26 protein-coding genes and 2 pseudogenes are annotated in these 23,445 nt (G+C 65.2%); 13 read left to right on the forward strand and 15 right to left on the reverse strand.

The window, feature by feature from the left end:
• Positions 1-7: 7 nt before the first annotated feature.
• The 10 genes and pseudogenes from MHEC_RS16105 to MHEC_RS16150 all read left to right on the forward strand — a co-directional run.
• Positions 8-1,165, forward strand: a pseudogene (locus MHEC_RS16105) (13E12 repeat family protein); the annotation flags it as partial.
• Positions 1,134-2,501 carry a recombinase family protein gene (locus MHEC_RS16110; RefSeq protein WP_071700586.1) on the forward strand — a complete coding sequence of 456 codons (1,368 nt, stop codon included), beginning with the start codon at positions 1,134-1,136 and terminating at the stop codon, positions 2,499-2,501. The pseudogene MHEC_RS16105 and the gene MHEC_RS16110, both read left to right, overlap by 32 nt.
• 161 nt (positions 2,502-2,662) lie before the next feature.
• A complete protein-coding gene (locus tag MHEC_RS16115; RefSeq protein ID WP_142358675.1) occupies positions 2,663-2,947 on the forward strand; it encodes a hypothetical protein in 285 nt (94 codons plus the stop codon).
• A 387-nt stretch (positions 2,948-3,334) separates the two neighbouring features.
• On the forward strand, positions 3,335-3,826 hold the full coding sequence (locus tag MHEC_RS16120) for a DUF2742 domain-containing protein (protein WP_083569517.1): 492 nt from the start codon (positions 3,335-3,337) through the stop codon (positions 3,824-3,826).
• Positions 3,827-3,828: 2 nt separating this feature from the next.
• Positions 3,829-5,496 (forward strand): DUF3631 domain-containing protein, encoded by a 1,668-nt coding sequence (locus MHEC_RS16125; protein WP_099869322.1) that lies wholly within the window; start codon positions 3,829-3,831, stop codon positions 5,494-5,496.
• Positions 5,493-5,879 carry a hypothetical protein gene (locus tag MHEC_RS16130; protein ID WP_071700646.1) on the forward strand — a complete coding sequence of 129 codons (387 nt, stop codon included), beginning with the start codon at positions 5,493-5,495 and terminating at the stop codon, positions 5,877-5,879. Before MHEC_RS16125 ends, MHEC_RS16130 begins: the two co-directional genes overlap by 4 nt.
• Entirely contained in the window at positions 5,876-6,148 is a 273-nt protein-coding gene (locus MHEC_RS16135) for a hypothetical protein (RefSeq protein WP_071700645.1), read from the forward strand. The genes MHEC_RS16130 and MHEC_RS16135 overlap by 4 nt, the downstream gene beginning before the upstream one ends.
• Positions 6,141-6,458: a hypothetical protein gene (locus MHEC_RS16140; RefSeq protein WP_071700644.1), complete on the forward strand. Its 318-nt coding sequence runs from the start codon at positions 6,141-6,143 to the stop codon at positions 6,456-6,458. Before MHEC_RS16135 ends, MHEC_RS16140 begins: the two co-directional genes overlap by 8 nt.
• Positions 6,455-6,919 (forward strand): hypothetical protein, encoded by a 465-nt coding sequence (locus MHEC_RS16145; protein ID WP_071700643.1) that lies wholly within the window; start codon positions 6,455-6,457, stop codon positions 6,917-6,919. The genes MHEC_RS16140 and MHEC_RS16145 overlap by 4 nt, the downstream gene beginning before the upstream one ends.
• Before the next feature lie 550 nt (positions 6,920-7,469).
• Entirely contained in the window at positions 7,470-8,309 is an 840-nt protein-coding gene (locus tag MHEC_RS16150; protein WP_071700642.1) for a phage major capsid protein, read from the forward strand.
• Positions 8,310-9,322: 1,013 nt separating this feature from the next.
• Here the strand turns inward: MHEC_RS16150 and MHEC_RS16155 are convergent.
• Together MHEC_RS16155 and MHEC_RS16160 are read right to left on the reverse strand one after the other, a co-directional pair.
• Positions 9,323-9,562, reverse strand: a complete 240-nt coding sequence (locus MHEC_RS16155) for a hypothetical protein (protein WP_071700666.1) — start codon at positions 9,560-9,562, stop codon at positions 9,323-9,325.
• The gene (locus MHEC_RS16160) at positions 9,559-9,942 is read right to left on the reverse strand and encodes a hypothetical protein (RefSeq protein WP_071700667.1); all 384 of its coding nucleotides are present in this window, start codon (positions 9,940-9,942) and stop codon (positions 9,559-9,561) included. The genes MHEC_RS16155 and MHEC_RS16160 overlap by 4 nt, the downstream gene beginning before the upstream one ends.
• A gap of 40 nt (positions 9,943-9,982) precedes the next feature.
• On the opposite strand from MHEC_RS16160, the pseudogene MHEC_RS16165 reads away from it, so the two are divergent.
• Positions 9,983-10,273, forward strand: a pseudogene (locus MHEC_RS16165) (HNH endonuclease signature motif containing protein); the annotation flags it as partial.
• A 258-nt stretch (positions 10,274-10,531) separates the two neighbouring features.
• On the opposite strand, the gene MHEC_RS16170 reads toward MHEC_RS16165, so the two are convergent.
• From MHEC_RS16170 to aldR, 7 genes are all read right to left on the reverse strand, one after another.
• The gene (locus MHEC_RS16170) at positions 10,532-11,260 is read right to left on the reverse strand and encodes a hypothetical protein (RefSeq protein ID WP_048893450.1); all 729 of its coding nucleotides are present in this window, start codon (positions 11,258-11,260) and stop codon (positions 10,532-10,534) included.
• On the reverse strand, positions 11,260-11,820 hold the full coding sequence (locus MHEC_RS16175) for a hypothetical protein (RefSeq protein ID WP_048893449.1): 561 nt from the start codon (positions 11,818-11,820) through the stop codon (positions 11,260-11,262). The genes MHEC_RS16170 and MHEC_RS16175 overlap by 1 nt, the downstream gene beginning before the upstream one ends.
• Positions 11,821-11,830: 10 nt before the next feature.
• On the reverse strand, positions 11,831-13,030 hold the full coding sequence (locus MHEC_RS24455) for a hypothetical protein (protein ID WP_235434985.1): 1,200 nt from the start codon (positions 13,028-13,030) through the stop codon (positions 11,831-11,833).
• Positions 13,027-13,335 carry a hypothetical protein gene (locus MHEC_RS16185; RefSeq protein WP_048893448.1) on the reverse strand — a complete coding sequence of 103 codons (309 nt, stop codon included), beginning with the start codon at positions 13,333-13,335 and terminating at the stop codon, positions 13,027-13,029. Before MHEC_RS16185 ends, MHEC_RS24455 begins: the two co-directional genes overlap by 4 nt.
• A gap of 91 nt (positions 13,336-13,426) precedes the next feature.
• Entirely contained in the window at positions 13,427-13,717 is a 291-nt protein-coding gene (locus MHEC_RS16190; protein WP_048893447.1) for a hypothetical protein, read from the reverse strand.
• Between the two features lie 16 nt (positions 13,718-13,733).
• Complete coding sequence (locus MHEC_RS16195; protein ID WP_048893454.1) at positions 13,734-13,949, reverse strand: hypothetical protein; 216 nt, start codon at positions 13,947-13,949, stop codon at positions 13,734-13,736.
• Positions 13,950-14,037: 88 nt separating this feature from the next.
• Positions 14,038-14,553 carry an HTH-type transcriptional regulator AldR gene (gene aldR / locus MHEC_RS16200; RefSeq protein WP_048893446.1) on the reverse strand — a complete coding sequence of 172 codons (516 nt, stop codon included), beginning with the start codon at positions 14,551-14,553 and terminating at the stop codon, positions 14,038-14,040.
• Positions 14,554-14,657: 104 nt separating this feature from the next.
• On the opposite strand from aldR, the gene ald reads away from it, so the two are divergent.
• Positions 14,658-15,773, forward strand: a complete 1,116-nt coding sequence (gene ald, locus MHEC_RS16205; protein WP_048893445.1) for an alanine dehydrogenase — start codon at positions 14,658-14,660, stop codon at positions 15,771-15,773.
• A gap of 2 nt (positions 15,774-15,775) precedes the next feature.
• Here the strand turns inward: ald and MHEC_RS16210 are convergent, their stop codons facing one another.
• From MHEC_RS16210 to MHEC_RS16235, 6 genes are all read right to left on the reverse strand, one after another.
• Positions 15,776-16,798 carry a nitronate monooxygenase gene (locus MHEC_RS16210; protein ID WP_048893444.1) on the reverse strand — a complete coding sequence of 341 codons (1,023 nt, stop codon included), beginning with the start codon at positions 16,796-16,798 and terminating at the stop codon, positions 15,776-15,778.
• Between the two features lie 4 nt (positions 16,799-16,802).
• Complete coding sequence (locus MHEC_RS16215) at positions 16,803-18,149, reverse strand: M16 family metallopeptidase (RefSeq protein ID WP_048893443.1); 1,347 nt, start codon at positions 18,147-18,149, stop codon at positions 16,803-16,805.
• On the reverse strand, positions 18,127-20,391 hold the full coding sequence (locus MHEC_RS16220) for a polyribonucleotide nucleotidyltransferase (protein ID WP_048893442.1): 2,265 nt from the start codon (positions 20,389-20,391) through the stop codon (positions 18,127-18,129). The genes MHEC_RS16215 and MHEC_RS16220 overlap by 23 nt, the downstream gene beginning before the upstream one ends.
• Positions 20,392-20,734: 343 nt before the next feature.
• A complete protein-coding gene (gene lppU, locus MHEC_RS16225) occupies positions 20,735-21,244 on the reverse strand; it encodes an LppU family putative lipoprotein (RefSeq protein WP_071700556.1) in 510 nt (169 codons plus the stop codon).
• Positions 21,241-21,510 (reverse strand): 30S ribosomal protein S15, encoded by a 270-nt coding sequence (gene rpsO / locus MHEC_RS16230; RefSeq protein WP_048893452.1) that lies wholly within the window; start codon positions 21,508-21,510, stop codon positions 21,241-21,243. The genes lppU and rpsO overlap by 4 nt, the downstream gene beginning before the upstream one ends.
• Before the next feature lie 99 nt (positions 21,511-21,609).
• Positions 21,610-22,584 carry a bifunctional riboflavin kinase/FAD synthetase gene (locus MHEC_RS16235; RefSeq protein WP_048893441.1) on the reverse strand — a complete coding sequence of 325 codons (975 nt, stop codon included), beginning with the start codon at positions 22,582-22,584 and terminating at the stop codon, positions 21,610-21,612.
• A gap of 81 nt (positions 22,585-22,665) precedes the next feature.
• On the opposite strand from MHEC_RS16235, the gene mntR reads away from it, so the two are divergent.
• A complete protein-coding gene (gene mntR / locus MHEC_RS16240; protein WP_048893440.1) occupies positions 22,666-23,373 on the forward strand; it encodes a manganese-binding transcriptional regulator MntR in 708 nt (235 codons plus the stop codon).
• Positions 23,374-23,445 lie beyond the last annotated feature (72 nt).

Below are 23,445 nucleotides of genomic sequence, written 5' to 3' on the forward strand. Positions count from 1 at the left end.
CTCGAACGTGAGTTCGACTTGTGTGGCTGTTCCGCCGGAGGTGACTGCGGCGTTGGAGGCCTTGGATGCGGCGGTGGCGCGGGTTGGCGAGTTGGACTTCGACCGCTATGAGCCGGCGGTGCGCCTGCGCGCGTTGGAGCGGTTGGAGACCGCGCGCCGCCAGCAGGCGGTGGCCAGCCACGACCTGATCGCGAGCCTGGCCACAGAGGAGTTCGCGGCCATCGGTGGGGCGCCCCACAAGGTGATCGCCGACTGGCTGCGCATCAGCTGCGCCGAGGCGCGCCGGCGCATCCGCAACGCCGAACAACTGGCCCCTGGCCGCACACTCACCGGACAAACGCTGCCCCCCAAGCTGCCGGCCACCGCCGCGGCGTGGCGATCGGGGCTACTCGACGAGCAGCACCTGCGGGTCATCCAGACCTTTGTGCACGAGCTGCCCGACATCACCCCGCTACCCGTGGTGGTGGAGGCCGAACGATTCCTGGCCGAGCACGCCACCCAGCTGCGCCCCGACCAGCTCGACAAGCTGGCCCAGCGCTATGCGGTGCTGATCAATCCCGACGGCAAATTCTCCGACACTGATCGGGCCCGCCAGCGCGGCTTCACCTGGTGCGGGCAACGCCGCGACGGAATGAGCATCGGCAAACTCGTCGCCTCCCCCGAACTACGCGCCCACCTCGATGCCTGGCTGGCCCGCTTCGCCGCCCCGGGCATGTGCAACCCCGACGACCAAACCCCCTGCATCAACGGCACACCCAACCACGAAGCAGCGGGCAAGGACCTGCGCACCCACGCCCAACGCCAACACGACGCCCTCAACGCGCTGGTACGCGGCCAGCTCGGCGACCCCCAACTGGGGATGCACAACGGGTTGCCGGTCACGGTGATCGTGTCCACCACACTCACCGAGCTGACCTCCGGCGCCGGGCATGCCCTCACCGGCGGCGGAACGCTGCTGCCGATGCGCGACCTGATCCGCATGGCCAGCCACGCCCACCACTATCTGGCCGTCTTCGACGACCACGACAACCGCCCCCTCTATCTCGGGCGCACCAAACGCATCGCCTCACCCGATCAGCGGGTGGTGTTGTATGCCAATAAAAGCTTTGATGATGCACTGCTAGACTACACCCATGCGCGCGGCTGTCTACACCCGAATATCGAACGATCCGAAGCTCGAAGGGCTGGGCGTGCAACGCCAGCTCGACGACTGCGTGGCGCTGGCCGACCGGCTCGGTTGGGAAGTGGTGGCGCGCTTCGACGACAACGACGTTTCGGCGTTCAACGGCAAGCGGCGGCCTGGCTTTGAGGCCATGCTTGCCGGCATGGCGGCCGGCGAGTTCGGCGGCCTGCTGGTTTGGCACACCGACCGGCTGTACCGCTCGATGCGTGACCTGGAGCGGTTGATTGATGTGGCCGAGAGCAAGCGTGTGCAGATTCGCACCGTTCAGGGTGGCGACTTGGACCTGTCCACCAGCGCGGGCCGGATGATTGCACGGATACTCGGCTCTGTGGCGCGCCAGGAGTCGGAGCACATGGCCGAACGCCGCCGCCGCGCCAATGCGCAGAAGGCCGAGACTGGCATGTGGCAGACCGCGAACAGGCCGCTCGGGTATACCGTCAACGGCGAGCCGCTTGAACCCGAGGCGTCGATGATTCGCCAGGCCGCCGCCGACGTGCTGGCCGGCAAGTCGATCAAACAGGTTGCGCGCGAGTGGAACGCGACGGGTTTGACTGGCACGCGCGGCCGCAAGTTCACCGGCCCGAACGTGCGCCGGCTGCTAGTCAACCCGCGCTACGCTGGGCTGCGCGTGCATCAAGGCAAGGTCATTGGCCCCGGCAATTGGGAGCCGTTGATCGACGAGCAGACGCATCGTGGTCTTGTCGCGTACCTGTCCGACCCGTCGCGGATCATCTGCACCAGCTTCGAAAAGAAGTACATCGGCTCCGGTATCTACCGTTGTGGGGTATGTGGTGGCCGGATGCGCCACTCGGTGTCTGGTGGTCCACGCGCGGGTGGCCGCCGCTACGAATGCCGGGACCGGCAATGCGTTGTACGCACAGGACCACCGCTTGACGCTTACGTTGAAGCCGTGGTGCTGGCTTACCTGCGTCGCACCGACATCCACGTGCTGCTCGACGGCAACAAGGTTGACGTCGGCGCGTTGCAGACGCAGCGCAGCGCGTTGCAGGCGCGACTCGACGACCTCGCGGCCATGTTCGCCGAAGGCGTCATCGACGCCAGCCAGTTGCGTCGCGGCACCAGCGAACTACGCACACAACTTGCCAGTGTGGACAACCAGCTCGCCGAACTAACGCGCCGCAGCCCCGTCGCCGACCTGCTCACCGCCAGTGACGCACTCGAAAAACGTTGGGCCGCTTTGTCACCCGACATGAAAGGCAAAGTCATCGACGAACTGGTGACGGTCGTCGTGCACAAAGCGCCGCCCGGATCCCGGTTTAACCCCGACTACATTGACATCCAACCGAAGCGAAAATGACCGCCATGCGCGTCGAAATATGCTGCGCCGGCAGGCCGCTCAGGACATACGACGGTAAGGTCGAATACTCGCATCCGGCCGAAATGCTTGGAGTGTTCACCGGTGGGGCCGGCGATTGGGCTGTTGACGGTCCGCACCCCAGAAGAATACGAGTCGTCCGCTTGCACGACGGCGACCTGTACTATCGCCGCCGCGAATACGGCGCCCACGGCCGTGCTGAGGCCCTGCGCCGTTTCGGTTCCCCCCCGCCGCAAGACCAGCAGCCGATGCGCTTGAATTACAACATCGAATGCCCTGTCTGCCGAGACAAACTCTGTTTGCGTGCCCAACGGCTGTATGCCGCGCTGGACTCGATCACCGAGACCGTTGAAACGGACCGTTTGACGCTTACAGTCGCGGCGCTTCGTGCCGCGTGTCACATCGTCGGCCGGCCACTGCCGTCCTAATATCGCGGGTGACCGCCGCGCAAATTTCCGCGCGGTAGCAGGTCATCAACCGGCCCGCCAGCCGGGGCAGTTCCCGCATGCCCTGGAGAGGCCGATGTCACAGTCCCAGCATCAATTTCTGCGGCGTGCCGAGCGTCTTGTCGCTGGCTGGCCACCGCCCACCGACGAGCAACTAGCGCGTGTCGCGGCACTTTTGTGCGCCGGCACTGGTGGTGAGGCCCTGTGAACGAGGAAAGGCCGGGCCTGAAGGCCCGGCCCACTCAACAGTCAACCAGTGCTGTCCACGTTACCAAACACAACCCCCGCGAAGCCGAGCAACGCCGCGTAAATAACGAAACGGTAACGGTAGATGGGGCAGATCTGCCCCATCTGGGCGGTCGTTTGACGATGGGGGAAAGTGTGGCTATCGCCTTGGAGTCGCCACCCACCGACCCGGAATCCCCAGATGTGGCCGATCGGCCACATCTGGGCAGCCGGGAGAAACCGAAACAACGCGGCGAGTTGTCCCGTGATATTGCTGCGCGAGCCACCGGAACCAGCGGCCGTGCCGTCTCAACGCTCGACTCCCGGCAAGTCTCTTGGTGGCCGGTCCACCAGTTCCTCGAATCTGTTCTCTCCCAAGCGAAATACGAGTGCCTGCCGATGGCCGGCACGCCGGCCTGGTGCGCGCTGGCCGACCGTGATCCCCGGAAACTGTTGGCGCTGGCCGTCGCCGGCGAGCACCACGTACTGCGGATGGAGACCGCGCAGGAAGCGCTCGCCGAAGCATCGAAAGCTGTCGCGGCAGCAGCGGACTGGCCGGCGATAGCCGCCGAGGTCACACAGCGCCGCGCCGCCGAGCATACCGGCGCGCGAATCCCACGACGGAAGGTTTCCTGAAAATGAGCGCACACCGCTCGGACCTCGAGCTGGTCGAACGCGGACGGCAAATCATCGCAAGCGGCAAGCACGCGCCACGCGGCGACGTGGACCGCTCCGACGAACTGCACGACTGGTACGGCGAAGGCGAGCCGGAGAGCGGCGCGGAGCTGCTTGACGACATCGAATCGTTCGCCGCTCGATTCCTGGCGCTCCCAAGCGAACATCATCTTGTCGCGCTTAGTTTGTGGGCAGTGCACACGTGGGCCATCGAAGCGTTCTATACGACACCGCGGCTTGTGCTTGAGTCCCCGGAATGGGGTAGTGGCAAAACTCGGGTACTGGAAGTGCTCGAAAAACTGTGCTACGCGCCACGGCTGATCGTCTCGACATCTCCAGCAGCTTTGTATCGGCGCATCGACGCTGCCGGTGACCATCCTCCGACCGTTTTGCAAGACGAAGCCGACGCGATATTTGGCCGGGGAGCGAGCACGCAGGCCGAAGACTTGCGAGCGATCTACGACAACGGCTATCGACGTGGTGCCGTCGTTGACCGCTGCGTCGGGGACGCCAAAAACATGGACGTGCGTGATTTTCGCGTGTTTGCGCCAGCGGCGCTGGCCGGCTTGGAGGGCAAGATTCCCCGCACGGTCACCAGCCGCGCAATCGTCATGCACATGCGCCGCCGGTTACCTGACGAACGCCTCAGCGACTGGCGTGAAAGGGACGTCGAAATCGAAGCGCGGCCGCTGCGTGCGGGCATTGCAGCATGGGTCGAGACCGCACTCGACGCGCTGGCGCAGGCCCGGCCCGGCATGCCGCCTGGCGTGCGCGACCGGCGTGCCGAGGTTTGGGAGCCATTGTTATCGGTCGCCGACGTGGCCGGAGCCGACTGGCCGGAGCGTGCGCGCGCCGCCTGCTCTTACTTCGAGTCCAATCCCGAGGATCGACTGTCGCTTGGTGCGCGGCTGCTCCGCGACATCCAGGACGTGTTCGACAACCGGGAGCGCATGTTCACTGCCGACATCCTCACCGCGTTGACATCCGACGCCGAGTCCGAATGGTCCGACCTGTTCGGTAAACCGCTCAACGAGCGCCGGCTAGCAAAGGAATTGAAACGCTATGGCGTCGTCTCTGAGACCGTGCGTATTGGCGATGCGCGCGCCAAAGGGTACCGGGTCGAGGGTCAAACAGGGCTTGGGCAGGCGTGGTCACGCTGGCTGCCCGACGCTATCAAGCGTGACATCCGTGACAAGCGTGACATTGCAGGTCAGCGCGTCACGGATAGAAATCCGATCCGTGACAAGCGTGACATCGGCACGGATGAGCGTGACATCCGTGACACAAGCGTGACATCGAAAACACCATCTGAGCAGCTGTTTTCCGAAAATGTCACGCTTGTCACGGATGTCACGCATACAAACGGAAAAGTTGGTGACGAGCGCTCGGATGACACCCAGCCGCCCGAGCCGGACACCACTCGGGCGGGTGATGCCACCAACGCAACCACCGACCACGCCGAGCGGGTCCAGCAAACTACCGCGCGTCTTAACGGCGAGGCCGGAAACCGTCAGACAGCCCGACCGAGAGCACACGTGGGCATCGAGCCGGACCTTATTTGCCCGCACTGCGGGCCGGTCATCGCTTGCCCGCACATCGAAGCCATCACCGGACAGGGGACTCGCCCATGATCGACCGCGAGCTCGACGCGACATTGCTGATCGACAGCCGCCGTTCGACACACCTTTGCGATGTGGGCGCGCCCGGTTTCCTCGCGGTGGCGGCGGTCGGCTCGGACGGGGACACGACGCTGCTGGTGGCCGACGCCGACCGTTTAGGTGACCCGACCGCGGGCTTCGACTCGGCGTGCCGGGCCGTCGAGCACGAACAGCTCGGCGCGTTGCCGCCGTACTGGCGGTCGCGTGTCCGGCTCGCGCCGACCCGTTGCGGACGGGCCACGGCGGCCGGTGGCCGCTGCCGCGTCGTGGTCACCCGGCCCGGCCAGACTTGCGGCTGGCATCGTTCCGGTGGCCGCGAGAAATTGCAGCACCAAAGAAAAAAGGGAGAACGATGATTGAGATCGTTATCGACGGCGAGGTTCGTCGGCGCGCTGGTTCAACCGCGCTTGAATTGCTGGAAATGGCGCGTTGCGCCAACGCAACCGGCGTTATTGACGCCGACACTGTCACGTTGAACAAAGAACCCGTTTACACCCTTTTGGGTGTCGTATTTTTGATGGAAGTTGCTTGTACAGCATTGGGGGGCAATGATTTTCACCGCGGTTTGATCCTGGTACGCGAACTGCTGAAATCCGTGATCGCGAGGATTAGCGACGATGCCTGACGACGTGATCGGCGACCAGTACCCGCAACCTGACCCGCGCGGCTGGCTGGTGTTCACACACCTACCAGCCGATTTGCAGCGCGCCGAGGACGCCACCCTGTTTCACGACCTGGCCATGTTCGCCCGAAAAGCCAGATACAACACTGACACTTGTCGCCGGGAAATGACCCGACCGGCAACCGATGCTGAGCGAACACTATTGCAGCACTTAGGTTTCCAACTTCCAGACGATCTAACCACTGTTGTCTACTATCAGTCGCCGACCATGCGCGCACGTTGTTGGCCGCAACTGGAAGGAGCCACACCATGACGGAACCCGGCGAACTTGCCGAGAACCCCGGCACAGAACCCGAATCGGCCGAGAACCCCGGCACAGAACCCGGTGAAAACGAAAACAGTGCCGACGATAACGGTCAGGCTCCAGCCAACCGGGAAGCCGCCAAATACCGCACACGGCTACGAGCAGTGGAAGCCGAACGCGACACGCTGGCCGCCCGGCTGGCCGCCTACCAGCGGCGCGAATGCGAACAGGTGGTCGCCGACATTCTCGACCAACCGGCCGACCTGTTTGAAATCGGCGGCGTACAACCCGGCGACTTCTACACCGAAGACGGTAACCTCGACCGCGAACGGCTTGTGTTGTGCGCCACCGCACTGGCCGACCGGCGCCCCCGCCTGGCCAAACCCCGGCCGGCCCGCCGAAACTGGGGACAATACTCCACAGTGGCCAGCAGCGGAATCACCTGGAGCGACATCATCGCCCACCGATAGCCGCTCATCGTCCGGGCCACCGCCGCAGCAACAGGAGCCGGTCTCGGGACGGTGCAGCGTGAGATATCAGGTGTTCCAAATGGAACACCTGATCTTGAACCGGCCGACCAGGACGCCATCGCCGGGACAGCCGGTCGCGGCCGTCGCCGGCAACCACGGTCTTAAGCACCGTGGTTGCCGCCACCAACCACAACGCTGGCCGTTGTGGTTGGTGGCGACCATCTCCGCGCGTGACCGGCAATGTCGGTGACGGCGTGCGTTCGGCAAGCGGAGAGCCAACGGATGCACCGACCGTCGATCCGCAGTTTGTGCAGTTCACCCAAGTTGTTGATGCCGGCAACTTGGGGCAGCGCAAACGCGACTGTGGATCCGCGCGGGGTTGACGTGTGCGGTCATGGTGACCGTGCGTGACGGCGGCCAACGCCGCTGAAACACGATTCACGCTTTGCCGGGTATACTCAAATCCCAAACACCGAGGGTCTGCGGCCCACCGCGCAACCCCAGCGGGGAACGCGGAAAACAACCAATCCCCGTTTGTTGGAGTTGTTGCATGTCCGCGACCACCGCGACCTTCGGGCCGATCCTGGCCCAAGAACAAATCGGCGACCTCATCATCCGCCCACTGATCGAACAATCAATCGCCGGTCAAACACTGACAACGGTCTTCACCGACCGTCACGAATACCGAATCCCCATCGTCACCAACGACCCGCAAGCCTCATGGGTAGCCGAAGGCCAAGAAATCACCGTATCCGACGCCGCCGTTGACGAACTACTCGTCGAACCAAGCAAACTCGCAGCACTAAGCGTCATCAGCCGCGAACTGGCCAACGATTCCAGCCCCGCCGCCGCCGACACAATCGGACAAGGAATCGTCCGCGACCTGGTACGGCGAACCGACCAAGCACTATTCGCCGCAACCACACCCAACGGGCCAACCGGGCTCGCCGGCCAATCCGGGATCACCGAAATCATCGCCGGCACAACCTACACCAACTCAGACCCATTCAGCGACGCCATCTACCTATCAGCCCAACACAACGGGCAGATCACCGCGTTCGCCACCAGCCCCGCGACCGCGATGACATTAGCGAAACTCAAAGTCGGCGACACCTTCAACCTGCCCCTACTCGGCCCCGACCCCACCAGCCCAGGACAACGCCAAATCCTCGGCGTGCCACTACTCGTCACCCCCTACATCGACGACACCGACAACACCGTATGGGCCATCCCCCAAACCCAATGCTTCATGGTCGTACGCGAACAAGCCGAGATCGAAACCGACGCAAGCGTATTCTTCACAAGCGACCGCATCGCCATCCGAGGCATCGTGCGACTCGGCTTCGGATTCCCAAACCCCGCCGCCATCGTCAAAATCCACACCACCTAAACCCCCATGACCCGCCGCGCCCACCGCGACACCACCCCGCAAACCGTTCACATCACCCCCGGCACACTCGTCTGCTGGAACGGCAAACAACGCGGCGGCACCATCCACAACATCCCAGCACACACCGCAAAACAATGGATCAAACGCGGATGGGCGCAACCAGACCAGAGTGGCGGCGCGCCACACCACCCCAGCGGCAAAGCCGAACGCCCGCCAAACCCACCGCCACCCCCACGCACCCCACCCCTCCCCGGCCCGCCACCCTCGCCGCGCGGTTCTGTGGATTTTGGGCCGCCCACAACCCCAGGTTTTCGCCGGGACAGCACCGCGGGGTCCGGTGGGGGCGGCTAAATGTGTTGGCGTGCAACGGGTGCGGCGGTGATGCCGAGGATGTGGCGGTGGGTGAGGGTGACGGCGAATTACCCGTACGCGCGCGTACGGGTTCTCGGTGTGCTAATTGTTTGGCTCCGGTTGGCGGCAGGCGTAGGTGGTGTTCGGAGGCGTGCCGGTTGCAGGCGTATCGTCGGCGTGTCGGGGGGCGTGCCGGCTAGGCATGCAGTTAGCGGTGGTATGCCGGTGATGAGCTGCTGGTGCTGGCGGTCGGCGCGTGCGGCTATGGCTTCGCGGCGGGAGCGTTCGCGGTCTGCCAGCCAGGCCAGGCCGGCGGCCGCGCCGACCAGCAGGGTGATGGTGCCGGCGAGCGGGTGGGCGGCCAGCATCGCGCAGATGGTGATCGGGATGGCCAGGATCAGTGTGGTTGTGGCCGTGGGGTGACGGTCAACCCAGCGCGTGTGCGAACACCTGGACTCGCAGCGCGATACCCCCGAAGAACCGCGGGTCTCGACGTCGCGGAGTATCTGACTTGGGATGTTGCTGTGTGGGCGGGTTGTGTTCACGGGTTTCTTCCTTTGTTGGGTGGCTGGCGCGCCAGGGTTTGCGGGGTGAGTGCATGCACGTTAACCAGTCACTCTGACAGGGTTTCGGTTATGCCATTCGCGCCAGACGAGGGGCCCTCATTGAGTCCCACCGCTCGAGATGCGCCAGTAGGCGTCGTGGTCGATGTGGTCCTCGAGGTACTGGATCACCCGGTCCGGGCCGGGGTAGCCGGACAGGTCTTGCTCGCCGAGCAGGTCGGGGTATTCGGCCAGCAGGTCGTCGATGATGCGGCCGATATTCCACGTGTCGCGGCCGTCCCACGGCAGCGTGTCCAGCACGTAGCGGAGCAGGTCTTTGCGCACGATGGTTGCCCTCATCGCGTACTTCCCAGCCCGGCGCGCACGGCCGCGCCGCCTGTGGCGGCGGTGATAGCTGCCGTGAGCGTGTCGCTCAAGGCGCGCGCTTCATCAACAGTGAGGTTCGCCTGAGCGTCCAGGTCGCGGGCACCGCCGTCAACGTGTAGCACGATGGACACGGGTTCGTTTTCGAGGTCGTCGCAGGTTAAGCCCACACCGATCCGAAGCGGACTCCGGTCGGACGCTAGCAGCTCGGGGTTGCCGTCGCGCACCGAGGCTGGCGTGTACATGACATCGGACCAGTGTGAGGTCGCGTCCACCGGGTTATCGGGTGATGTTTCGCACCAGGTGAACCGGCATTCGTGCCGCTGCCGCGTCAGAACGTGTTCGAGACGGTTCATTGCCACACTCCATTGATTCCTAGCAGTGCATCATCGCGATGTTTATGCCAAAGACCGCGGCTGCACAGCACCCGGCTGCGATGTGCCCGGCTACTGGTGCGAAGTCCACCACACCGACAACTGGGCCCGCGGCGGACACACCAACATCGACAAACTCACGCTAGCCTGCCAACCCGACCACACCCTCGCCGAACAAGGCTGGCGCACCATCAAAAACACCAACGGCCAAACCCACTGGATCCCCCCACCCCACCTCGACCACGGCCAACCCCAAACCAACAACTACCACCACCCCGAACGGTTCTTCGATGACGACGGCGACACCGGCTGATCAGTGCCCGCCGCGCATCACGTCGCGCAGGAGGGAGCGAACAGCAACACCGGCCAGGAAACGAGTGACGCTACGAAGGTCACCAAGGCGTCGTGTCCCTGCTCGACCTGCACCTGGCGCAGTCCCTCACCCGTGCGCACCGGCGACGATCGCGCAGAAAACCAGATACGGGATCGCACACAGCAACGCCATCTCGAGCGATGGGGCGATACCGACCAAACTCATCGGTTGATTGCATTGATGAGCAGCGTGACGCGGTCACACGCCAGCCATTGAATGGCCTCGAAGGACTTGTTCGACCCGATCCAACAACTCGCTGGGATTGTCATTGGCGCCGTCTTTCCAGACGACGAGTGCGTTGAGGAGGTTGATCGGCTCAACGCTCAACTGCGGGCTGAGCACCACGGTCTTGGTCGGGCCGCTGCTCAAATCCGGGTCGTGGTAGGCAATCTCGACTCGCAATGATTGGCCGCCCACACCGTTGGAGACGACCTTGGAAGTGATCGCCTGGACAAGCTCACGTCGAATTTCGATGAGCTCCCACGTCGGTGCTAGACGTATGGCCAGCGTTGCCGGGGAGATGCTGAGACGGCATCGGCGCCACATCCGTATGGCGGAGTGCGTGAACAGCGGGATCAGAACAAGGAGAAAGATGCCGCCGAGTCGAAACCACGCCGGATAGCCAGGAGCGAACCCTGCCGCAACCATGGCGACTCCCATGAGGGGGAGCAGCACGTTCAAGAAGTACGCGTTGCCCTCGTACCAGGGAATGTAGCGGCAGACGATCTGGTCCCCGGACCGGCTGACCCCTGCACGAAAAATACGGCGCTGCCCGACGACAATGATGCTGCCGGTCACAGCAACGATGAGGCATAGGTACCAGGCCGATCCAATCAGCACGTTGATGCCCGCCAGCAGGCACAGGGCGCCGCCGAAGCTGTAGCGCAATGCGCGTTTCCAACGGGTTTTCGCCCCGCCGCCAGCCATTAGTGACGGTCCTCCGTTGCGATTACTGGGGCGCAGTGGTGACCGGCCGGCGCAGGGCCTGCCGCCGCGCCCGGCCGGACGGTCAGCCGGATGTGTGTCCGGTCCACCGGTGAATCACGGAGCGCGGTCACCGTTAGTTGCGCGATCAGCGTCTCCTGTCCAGCCGTGATGATCCGGGTCTGTGCTGCGCTGTCGATGGTGCCGAGCTCATGGGTGATGTGCATCGCGAGGAATCCCTGGACCCCGCCGGATTCACCGGCCGGGCCGATTTCGCGACGCAGTTCGCGGCATCGCGGCACCGACTGCAGCTGCTGGTGGACCAGCATGGTGAACACTTCAGCGGGGTCCAGTGGGGCCTCCACGCGATGCATCGTCAACACCGCGTTGGCACAAAACACGTCGATGCACGGATCGTCGCGCCAAGCCCACACCCGCACCCCTGGAGCGGAATCAAACGGCTCCCAGCCCTTCGGTACCCCCACCTCAACAAGGAAGCCGGCAAACCGATTGACCGGTGACACAGCGAGGCCATGCTTCTCTGTGAACTCATCGAATCGCATCGCCGTCGACCTACCCGAAACCAAAGAGCGACTCCACACCGTGCACCGCGCTACCGACCGCATCCGCGACCGGATGCCACACCATCTCGACACCCTTGGATGCCCCCAAAGCGGCGGCTGCTCCCACAACGGCGCCGACTGCCACACCGACCGCGGTCCCTGCCCCCGGAACGACCGAACCGATTACCGCACCAGCTGCCGCGTCTCCTACCACTGCGCCTAAACCAAGCCCGGCTACGGTTCCGACGCCTTCACGGGTAACCGCCTCGGCCACCGAGTTTCCGTCATGGATGTCGGACATGACGGCTGGTACCGCGCTGGCTGCAGCAACCACCCCGCTCACACGGGAGAATCCCTTGAGTTCGACGCCGCCAACGGTCGGGTCCTCAAACCACTTCAACAAGCCGGGGTCAGCCTTGCCGGGGCCCGTGCCAGGGGATTCTTTGATGGCCTTGAGCGTCGTCTGACGCACACCCTCGGCGGTACCACCGGCCACCGCACCCGCAGCCCCGATCGCCACATCCCCCTTCGTCACCGTGAGCCCGGGGCCCTCGCTGGCGTGCCCGTCCGCTCCCGGCGTCGGCGTTGACGGCAATTGCGCAGGGCCACCGTCGGCTCCTGCGCTTTGAGCCTTGCCGTTTTTGGTCGGCTGTTCACCGCTGTGCTTGCGAGGGGGAGGGTAGGCGCCAGCGCCGCCGTCGGAGTCGAGGCCGCCGTCGCCGACGGCGGCGCGCATCGCGGTGGCCAGTTCGTGGTCGGTGGTGTGCGCCTTGGTCTTCACCGCGTCGAGGTCGGTTTGGAGAATCTGGCGCTGCAGCTCGGCTTCCTGCGGCCCCATCAGCAGAACGGCTGTTTCGCTGACGTTGACCCTCCAGTCCGAGGTGATGGTGAAGCCCAGTGTCTCGGCGGTTTCGTCGACCTGGCTCATCATCGTCTTGCAGGTTTGCACGTCCGCCGAGGCCGTGCTCACCGCGGCGGCCACTTGCGTCGACTCGTGGCCGTCTTTGTCGATGTCGGTGCGCAGCTTCCCTAGGCTGCTGTGGAACGCCGAGCCTGCCTCGCCCTGCCACTCGGCGAGCAGCTGACCTGTCTGACCCAAGTCCTCCCCGAACATGCCCAGTGTCGTTGCGCGGTTGGTAGCGACCTGGAACACCTTGAGCACCGCGGCGGCGTCCCAGCGACGCACGTCGTCGGGAGTCAGGTCGGTCATCGCGGGTCGAGCGCCGAAAGCGTCTGCGCGCTGTGTCTCTCGTTGGCGGTGAAGGCGGTTCCCGCCGTGGCCATGTGGTACGACAGCCCACCGACAGCGCGCTTGTGCTCGGCGTGACGGGTCGCCCAGCGCGTCATCACTTCCGACAGCGCCTTAGCCGACTCGCCGATCCAGCCCAGCGCGGCATCAGCCAGCTGGTCCTCATGCACCACGAAGTCGATCGCGGCGTCGCCCACCGAGGCTTCTAGGTGGGTGCTGCCCGCCGCCACCGCCACCGGGTCCACCTGAACGAACTCCGCTGCCATGCGCCCACCTCCCGCCATGACTACAGCGCAGATTGTAACGGTGTTGCTTACCGTCGGCGGACAGTGCGCTACCGATCAGCGCCGCAGCGCATCACGTCGCGCAGGAGTGAGAGAACAGCAACACCGGCCAGGAGATGAGTGACGCTACGAAGGTCACCAAAGCGTCGTGTCCCTGCTCGACCTGCACCTGGCGCAGTCCCTCACCGTGCGCGCCGGCGACGATCGCGCCGATGGCAAGATAGGGGATCGCGCACACCAATGCCATCTCGACCAGCGCACCTAGGCTGACCTGATAATTCACCAGGCGACGCAACATGGTGAGCAGATACGGCGTCTGTCCGGGGTGCGCGAGATCGTGGTCAGACGAACCATGCACGGACATAAGGGATCCTCCACGATTAGGTCACGCAGACGCCACCGAACGCGAGTGCCGGCCACAGTGCGATCGATCCGAGCAGGCACACCATCAGGTGCAAACCCTGCAATTGTTCCACGTGGGCGGTGTGGGTGCTGGCCCACATGATGCCGACCGCGAGATACGGCGCACCGAAGAGCACTGCGACGCAGGCGAGTTCGACGACTGTGAGCTGAAAACTCAACACACGTTCGAGCAAGCTGAAATGAACTCGCTTTCGATACATGCAGGTTACAGCCCTTATGTTAATCACTATTTGATAGCGCGGTCACTTTTGGGATTCTGCTCTACAGCGGTGCGGCCCCGCGGAGATGCTCGAAGATCAGCGACGTCTGGGTGCCCGCGACATCGGCGTCGGCATTGAGGTTCTCGACCACGAAGGACCGCAGGTCTTCGGTATCGCGGGCCGCGACGTGCAGGATGAAATCGTCGGGACCGGCAAGGAAGTAGACATCCATCACCTGCGGCTTGCGCCGAATCTGCTGGATGAAATTGCGGATCCTGCCGCGGGCGCTGGATTGCAGGTTGACCGCAATCATGGCCTGCAACGGCAGTCCGACGGCGACCGGATCAAGGTCGGTGTAGAAGCCGCGGATCACGCCAAGCTCCACCAACCGTCGAACCCGGCCATGACAGGTCGAAGCAGCGACCCCAACCTTTTCGGCGAGCGCGCTGTTCGTGATCCGGGCATCGGCATGCAGCAGGCTCAAGATCCGACGGTCCACATCATCGAGATTTGCCGGCCGAAGATCCTTCGCCTCGGCCGCGCCAGTACGCGCGGGTTCAGTGAGATCTACAGGCATATGCCGCAGTCTAGAGAATTATCGACAGTCAGATTGCAGAGACATCGAACTTTCTTCACAATTGAAGGAGGTCTTTTCCAGCGAGCTCTGGCTAAGGAGCGACCATGCGTGTCGGGATTCCGACCGAGACCAAGAACAACGAATTCCGGGTCGCTATCACCCCCGCCGGCGTTGCCGAACTGACACGAAGGGGCCACGAGGTACTCGTCCAGGCCGGTGCCGGCGAGGGCTCGGCCATCGCCGACGCCGATTTCAAGGCCACGGGCGCGCAACTGGTGAGCACCGCCGACGAGGTCTGGGCTGCCGCCGAACTTGTGCTCAAGGTCAAGGAGCCAACCCCGGCCGAGTACGCCCGCCTGCGGCGCGGTCAGATCTTGTTTACCTTCCTGCACCTGGCAGCTTCGCGGTCGTGCACCGAAGCGCTGCTGACGTCTGGAATCACATCGATCGCCTACGAGACCGTCCAAACCGCCGCCGGCGAGCTGCCGTTGCTGGCACCGATGAGCGAGATCGCCGGGCGGCTCTCCGCTCAAGTCGGCGCGTACCATCTGATGCGCACCCACGGCGGTCGCGGCCTGCTGATGGGTGGGGTACCCGGTGTGGAGCCGGCCGACGTGGTGGTGATCGGCGGCGGCACCGCCGGCTACAACGCTGCCCGACTCGCCAGTGGCATGGGTGCGCACGTCACCGTTCTCGACATCAACATCAACAAATTGCGGAAGCTCGACGCCGCATTCAGCGGTCAGGTCCGTACCAGATACTCATCGACCTACGATCTCGAAGACGTCGTCAAGCAGGCCGACCTGGTGATCGGCGCGGTCCTGGTGCCCGGCGCCAAGGCCCCAAAAGTGGTATCGAATTCGCTTGTCGCGCAAATGAAACCCGGTGCAGTGCTGGTCGACATTGCCATCGACCAGGGGGGCTGTTTCGAGGACTCGCGGCCGACCACGCACGACAACCCGACGTTCGGGGTGCACGACACGGTGTTTTACTGTGTCACGAACATGCCCGCTTCGGTTCCCAAGACGTCGACATCCGCGTTGACCAACGCCACCATGCCCTATGTGATCACCCTGGCCGACCACGGCTGGCAAGCGGCGTGCCGATCCGATCCCGCACTGGCCAAAGGGCTGTCAACCCACGACGGCGCGCTGCTGTGCGAGCAAGTTGCCGCCGATCTCGGTCTGCCGTTCACCGACCCGGCAACGGTGCTGGCCTGACATCACACGTCGGCGAGCGCGGCGACGATGTCCGCCGCAGGGCCCGAGCGAGCCCTAGCGAATGCGGTTCCGGCCCAGAGGTTTATCCCATGCGGGTCATCGGCGGCAGCGGCTGCCTTGCGGATCGGCGACGTCATGTGGTTGACCTCTGGATAACCAAGCGGCGCAACGTCGTCGAGCAAGCGGGTGAAGTCGTTTTCGAGTCCGCGGGCAAATCGCCCCGAGAATGCCCGAGTCACCAGCGTCCTGCCAAACTGCGGGTTTTGCAACGCGGTGCGATGCGCAGAGCACGTACCGGCTTCGTCGGCCAACAGCAGTGCGGTGCCAACCTGCGCGGCCACCGCTCCCCTGCGCAATACACCGGCGACGTCTTCGGCCGTCCCCAAGCCACCCGCGGCGATCAGGGGAACATCGTGCGCGGCACGGATTTTGCTCAGAAGTTCACCCAGCGGCTCCGTGCCCGGATTCATGTCCGGGGCGAAGGTGCCGCGGTGCCCGCCGGCATCCGGCCCCTGCACCACCAGGCCGTCGGCGCCCGCAGCCACGGCCACGCCCGCCTCATAGGTCGACGTCACCGTGATGAACAGCAAGATACCCAGCGCGCCGAACCAGCGCAGCACATCCGGTGACGGCGCGCCGAAGGTAAACGACACCACCTCGGGCCTGACGTCGGCAATCACCTCCAGCTTGCGCTGCCAACCGTCGTCGTCACCGAACCGGGGCTGGCCCACCTCGACGTCGTAGTGCTCGGCGATCTCGTCGAGTTCTTCGGCGTAGCGGTCCAGCTGCACGTAGTCGGCGACGCTGGGTTGCGGCACAAACAGGTTGACGCCGATCGGGCCGGTCGTGGCGGCGCGCGCCGCCGCAATGTCGTCGGCCAGACGCTCCGGGGTCAGGTACCCGCCGGCGACGAAACCCAACCCGCCGGCATTGGTCACCGCTGCCGCCAGCGCCGGCGTACCCGGGCCGCCGGCCATCGGCGCTCCCACCACGGGGACCTCAAGATCCCAGAAGCCTAAGACCATGGCGCTACTGTACTATCGCCCGAAGCTGTTGCGGCACCGCTCGTCTCGAGCGGTAAGGACCCAGAACCGCGACCCCGTAGGGCCTGCGCAGGAGTCGGCGCGCCACCGTGTTGACTTCGTCGACGCTGACGGCGTCGAGCTCTCGTAGCGTGTGTTCGATGCTGCGATGCTCGCCATAATTCAACTCACTTCGCCCGATGCGGTTCATCCGCGAACTGGAATCCTCCAGGCCAAGCACCAGCCCGCCGCGCAGCGAACCCTTGGCAATCCGGCATTCGGCTTCCGTGATGCCATCGCGCGCTACCGCTTCGAGCACGTCACACGTCACCTGCGCGACATCGCTGAACCGCTCGGGCAGGCAGGCGGCATATATCGATAGCGCACCGCTGTCGGCGAAAATGTCCAGCGACGAGTACACCGAGTAGGCCAGGCCACGGGCTTCGCGGACCTCCTGGAACAGCCGAGAACTCAAGCCACCGCCGAGCGCGGTGTGCAACACGGAGAGCGCCCAGCGATGCTGCCAATGCCGGCCGGGTGTGCGCACTCCCAGACTTACATGGGTTTGTTCGGCATCCCGGTTGAGCACCGCCAAACGCGGCCGGCCATTGATCCGCCCGGCGCCCTTGCGTGGCGCGGCCGGCCGGCGTCCCCGCACCAGCCGCGGCCCGAAATGTTCGCGAACCAATCCCACCACTTCGTCGTGGTCGACGTTGCCGGCCACCGCGACGATCATCCGCTCGGGTGTGTAGCGGCGTACGTGAAACGAGTGCAGTTGGGTGCGCGTCATCGCCGACACCGATTGCACGGTGCCGATTACGGGCCGACCTACCGGGTGATCGCCGAACAGGGCGCCCAAAAACAGGTCGGCCAGTGTGTCCTCGGGATCATCGTCGCGCATCGCGATCTCTTCGAGCACGACATCGCGTTCCAATTCGACGTCCTCGGCCGCACAACGGCCGTTGAGCACCACATCGGAAACCAGGTCGACTGCCAGTTCGAGATCGCTGTCGAGCACGTGCGCGTAGTAGCAGGTGTGTTCCTTGGCGGTGAACGCGTTCAGCTCGCCTCCGACGGCATCCATCGCCTGCGCGATATCCACCGCCGTGCGGGTCGGCGTGGACTTGAACAGCAAGTGCTCCAAAAAGTGCGCGGCCCCGGCGACGGTGGCTCCCTCGTCACGCGATCCGACTCCAACCCAGACCCCCACCGACGCGGAGCGCACCGCGGGCAGATACTCGGTGACCACGCGCAGACCGCCGGGCAGCGTGGTACGCCGGATCGCGGCGGACGGCTCGGCGCTGTGCTGGCCGCGCCGCAGGGCGCCGGTGTTAACTGCTGGCCGTCGCGGCATCGGCTGGCGCGGCCCCTGAACTCGCTGACTCGTCGTCGCCGAGCGGCACCAACGAGATCTTGCCTCGCCTGTCGATATCGGCGATCTCGACTCGCAGCTTGTCGCCCACGTTGAGCACGTCCTCGACCCGGGCGATGCGCTTGCCCTTGCCGAGCTTAGAGATGTGCACCAGGCCGTCGCGTCCCGGCAGCAACGACACGAACGCACCGAAATCGGTTGTCTTGACCACGGTTCCGAGGAACCGCTCGCCGACCTTGGGCAGCTGCGGGTTGGCGATCGCGTTGATCCGCTCGATCGCAGCCTCCGCAGACGGTCCGTCGGTGGCACCGACATACACCGTGCCGTCGTCCTCGATGGAGATTTGTGCGCCGGTCTCCTCGGTAATGGCGTTGATGATCTTGCCCTTGGGCCCGATCACCTCACCGATCTTGTCGACCGGCACGTGGATGGTGGTGACCCGCGGCGCGTAGGGGCTCATCTCGTCTGGCCTGTCGATGGCCTCGGCCATGACCTCTAAGATGGTCAGCCGGGCGTCACGGGCCTGGGCCAGCGCGCCGGCGAGCACCTCCGACGGAATCCCGTCGAGTTTGGTGTCAAGTTGCAGCGCGGTGACGAAGTCCCTGGTGCCGGCAACCTTGAAGTCCATGTCGCCGAAGGCGTCCTCGGCGCCCAGGATGTCGGTCAGCGTCACGAAGCGGCGCTCGGTGCGCCCATCGGGCAGCTCAACGTCGTCGGAAACCAGACCCATTGCGATGCCCGCCACCGGCGCTTTAAGCGGCACCCCGGCGTTGAGCAGCGCCAGCGTGGACGCGCACACCGACCCCATCGACGTGGAACCGTTGGAGCCCAACGCTTCTGAGACCTGGCGGATCGCGTACGGGAATTCCTCGACGCTGGGCAGCACCGGGATCAGCGCTCGCTCTGCCAGGGCGCCGTGCCCGATCTCGCGCCGCTTCGGCGAGCCGATGCGGCCGGTTTCGCCGGTGGAGAACGGCGGGAAGTTGTAGTGGTGCATGTACCGCTTGGTGGTTTCCGGCCCCAGCGAGTCGATCTGCTGGGCCATCTTGATCATGTCAAGCGTGGTGACGCCGAGGATCTGGGTTTCGCCGCGCTCGAACAACGCGCTGCCATGCGCTCGCGGCACCACGGAGACTTCGGCGGACAGCGCGCGGATGTCGGTGACGCCACGGCCGTCGATGCGGAAATGGTCGGTCAGGATGCGTTGGCGCACCAGTTTCTTGGTCAGCGCGCGAAACGCCGCACTGACCTCTTTCTCACGACCCGGATAGGTGTCGGCGAGCCGCGCCAGCACCTCGGCCTTGATCTCGTCGGTGCGGTTATTGCGTTCGGTCTTGCCGGGGATGGTCAGCGCGGCGGCCAGATCGTCGGTGGCAACCGAAGCCACCGAGTAGTACACGTCGTCACCGTAGTCGGGGAATAACGGGAATTCCCCGGTCGGCTTCGCCGCCGCGTCGGCCAGTTCCTGCTGGGCCGCGCACAGCGTGGCAATGAACGGCTTAGCGGCCTCAAGACCCTCGGCCACAACGGTTTCCGTCGGCGCCTGCGCTCCGCCCCCGATCAGTTCCACGGCGTTTTCGGTGGCTTCGGCCTCGACCATCATGATGGCGACGTCGGGCTTGCCGTCTATGGTTCCGACCACCCGGCCGGCCACCACCATGTCGAACGTCGCCCGCTCGGTCTGTTCGACCGTCGGGAACGCCACCCATGTGCCGTCGATCAGCGCGACCCGGACGCCGCCGATCGGGCCGGAAAACGGCAGCCCGCCCAGTTGGGTCGACGCCGACGCGGCGTTGATCGCCAGCACATCGTAGAGCTCATTGGGGTCCAGGCTCAGGATCGTCACCACGATCTGAATTTCGTTACGCAGGCCGTCGACGAACGACGGGCGCAGCGGGCGGTCGATGAGCCGACAGGTCAGGATCGCGTCAGTGGACGGCCGTCCCTCGCGGCGGAAGAACGAACCGGGGATGCGACCCGCGGCGTACATACGCTCCTCGACGTCGACCGTCAGCGGGAAGAAGTCGAACTGTTCCTTGGGGGTCTTGCCGACGGTGGTCGCCGACAGCAGCATGTTCTCCTCGTCGAGGTAGGCGACGACGGAGCCGGCGGCTTGCTGTGCCAGCCGGCCGGTTTCGAAACGGATGGTGCGGGTGCCGAGGCTGCCGTTATCGATGACGGCGGTCGACTCGAAAACTCCCTGATCAATTTCTGTGACAGACATGGACGTCCGTGTGGCCTCTCTGGATATTCAGCTGTTTCGCGCGGTCACACAAACCCCGGCGGGTTCCAGGAAACCTGCAGCTCAGCGAGTCTGAATCCGACTACGGCCGTCGATCGAAGCGGCCGGTACAGACCCGGCAGCCACTACCGAAGACCGCGCGATACAGACTCGCCATTCCTGCGTTTGTCATCCTGTTGTGACGCGCTGGGACGGTACGCGTGGATTGCGCGCCCGCACCTGATCTGGGCGATCTGGCCCAGAACGCCCCCACTCTACACTGTCTAGCTGCGCGTTCTTGCCAATCCCGATTGCCGGGGCCGTTGCGGTGCGCGTTGTCAACCCGTTAGCCGACGTCCTCGACGCACACCGCGAATCGCCGCTCGGCGTACGCGTAGCCCACGCCGCTGAGGCACTGGTCGACGCTGACCGGGTCGCTCAGCCCGGTGAGTATCTGGGTGGCGCGCTGGCGATGCGGCACGGATTCGTCGTTGCAGTCCGCTGGGACCGGGTCGGTGCGGTTGTCCGGGTCGACGCTCATGCACTCGCCGACCGCCCAGTCGATATCCAGGCAGGCGGTGTGGGTTTCGCTGAATCCGTTGCGCGCCGAGTAGGCGGAGTCGACGTCGCCCGGACACTGCTCGCGGGTGGGGACGGTGGCCGCGACCTTGAAGTTCGACGCCCGACTGCCGCAGGCCACCTTGACCGCTACTGGCCGCCGGGCGGTGCCCCCGAGCCGCAGGCAGTCACCCACCCGCAGGTCAACGGTGTCGGCCTCGGGCGACCACCCGCTGCACGCGGTGAGCGCGATTGCCGTGATCGCCGCCGCGGCCAGGGCGCGCGTTGGCTGTGTCAGCGGCGCAGACCCAGGCGCTCGATGAGCGCGCGGTAACGCTCCACATCGATCTGGGCCACATATTTCAGCAGGCGGCGCCGCCGCCCCACCAGCAGCAACAACCCACGCCGGGAGTGGTGGTCGTGCTTGTGGACCTTGAGGTGCTCGGTCAGGTCGGCGATCCGTTTGGTCAACAGCGCCACCTGCGCCTCGGGAGACCCGGTGTCGGTCTCGTGCAGGCCGTACTCTCGCAGAATCTCCTTTTTCTGCTCGGCTGTCAGCGCCACGAAATACTCTCCATCGATCGGTCCGCGAGGTGAATTCGGCGCGGCCGCCGCGAACTGCAGCACACACCGTGTCGCCGGAAAGTCTATCAGCGGCAAAAACTAGCCCGCAGACAGCAGTGCGCGGGCCCGGCCGGTGTCGTCGTTCATCGCGGCGACCAGGTCGCGGACCGAATCGAACTTGCGCTGCCCGCGGATGCGTGCCACGAAGTCGAGCGCCACGTGCTGGCCGTACAGGTCGGCGGTGGCGTCGAGCACATATGCCTCGACCGTGCGGGTGCGCCCGGAAAACGTCGGGTTGGTGCCGATCGACACCGCGGCCTGGTAACGCTCGCCCGGCACGACAGTGCCGGTCGTGGGTCCACGGCCCAGCACGGTGAACCAGGCGGCATACACCCCGTCGGCGGGGATCGCCGAGTACATCGGTGGCGCCACATTGGCGGTGGGGAAGCCCAACCGCATCCCCCGGCCTTCGCCGCGAACCACCACACCCTCTACCCGGTGCGGGCGGCCCAGCGCCTCGGCGGCGGCCACCACGTCGCCGGCATCCACGCAGGAGCGGATATAGGTCGAGGAGAACGTCACCGTCTCACTGTCATGGCGCTCGGACACCAGTGACATCGCTTCCACTGCGAATCCGAACCGCTCCCCGGCGCGGCGCAGCGTCTCGACGGTGCCGGCCGCCTTCTTGCCGAAGGTGAAGTTCTCCCCCACCACGACTTCGACCACGTGCAAATGCTCAACCAGCAGCTCGTGGATGTAACGCTCGGGGGTCAGCTTCATGAAATCGCTGGTGAACGGCATCACCAGGAACACGTCGATGCCGAGTTCCTCGACCAGCTCGGCACGGCGGGCCAGCGTCGTCAGCTGCGCGGGATGACTGCCCGGGAAGACCACCTCCATCGGGTGCGGGTCGAACGTCATCAGCACCGTCGGCACGCCCCGGGTCCGGCCGGCCTTGACCGCGTGCGCGATCAGCTCGGCGTGTCCCCGGTGCACACCGTCGAACACTCCGATCGTGAGCACGCATCTGCCCCAGTCCGTGGGGATCTCGTCTTGCCCCCGCCACCGTTGCACAACCGCAAGCCTACGGCGCAAGATAGCCCCCCGGACGTGGGCGAGCCCCAGATCAGGTGAGACGTTGCTTAAACTTCCGTTGTGGCCCCTGACGAGCCAAGCGAGCTCAGTGCGGTTGCCCAGGACTATCTGAAGGTCATCTGGAACGCCCAGGAGTGGTCGCGGGAGAAAGTCAGCACCAAGATGCTGGCCGAGAAGCTCGGGGTGTCGGCGAGCACCGCCTCGGAATCGATCCGCAAACTCGCCGAGCAGGGTCTGGTCGATCATGAGAAGTACGGCGCGGTCACGTTGACCGACTCTGGCCGCCGGGCGGCGCTGGCGATGGTGCGCCGGCACCGCCTGCTGGAGACCTTCCTGGTCAACGAGCTCGGTTACGGCTGGGACGAGGTGCACGATGAGGCCGAGGTCCTCGAGCACGCGGTCTCCGACCGGCTGGTGGCCCGCATCGACGCCAAGCTGGGGTATCCGCAGCGCGACCCGCACGGCGATCCGATCCCGGCCTCCGACGGCCAGGTGCCCACCCCGCCGGCCCGCCAGTTGTGGGCATGCCACGACGGTGACGTCGGCACGGTGGCGCGGATCTCCGACGCCGACCCCGAGATGCTGCGCTACTTCGACAGCATCGGCATCAGCCTCGACTCGCGGCTACGGGTGCTGACCCGTCGCGAGTTCGCCGGGGTGATCTCGGTAGCCATCGAATCGGATGCATCGGGGGCATCCGGCGACGGCGGAGCGACCACCGTCGACCTGGGCAGCCCCGCCGCTCGGGCGATTTGGGTCGTCGCCTGAGCCGCGGGGCCCTCGTCGAGCTGTCGCACGGAAATCCGACTCGCCGCATGGCGCACCAGCCGCGTGTGTCCG

Source organism: Mycobacterium heckeshornense, from assembly GCF_016592155.1.
GTDB classification, from domain to species: domain Bacteria; phylum Actinomycetota; class Actinomycetes; order Mycobacteriales; family Mycobacteriaceae; genus Mycobacterium; species Mycobacterium heckeshornense.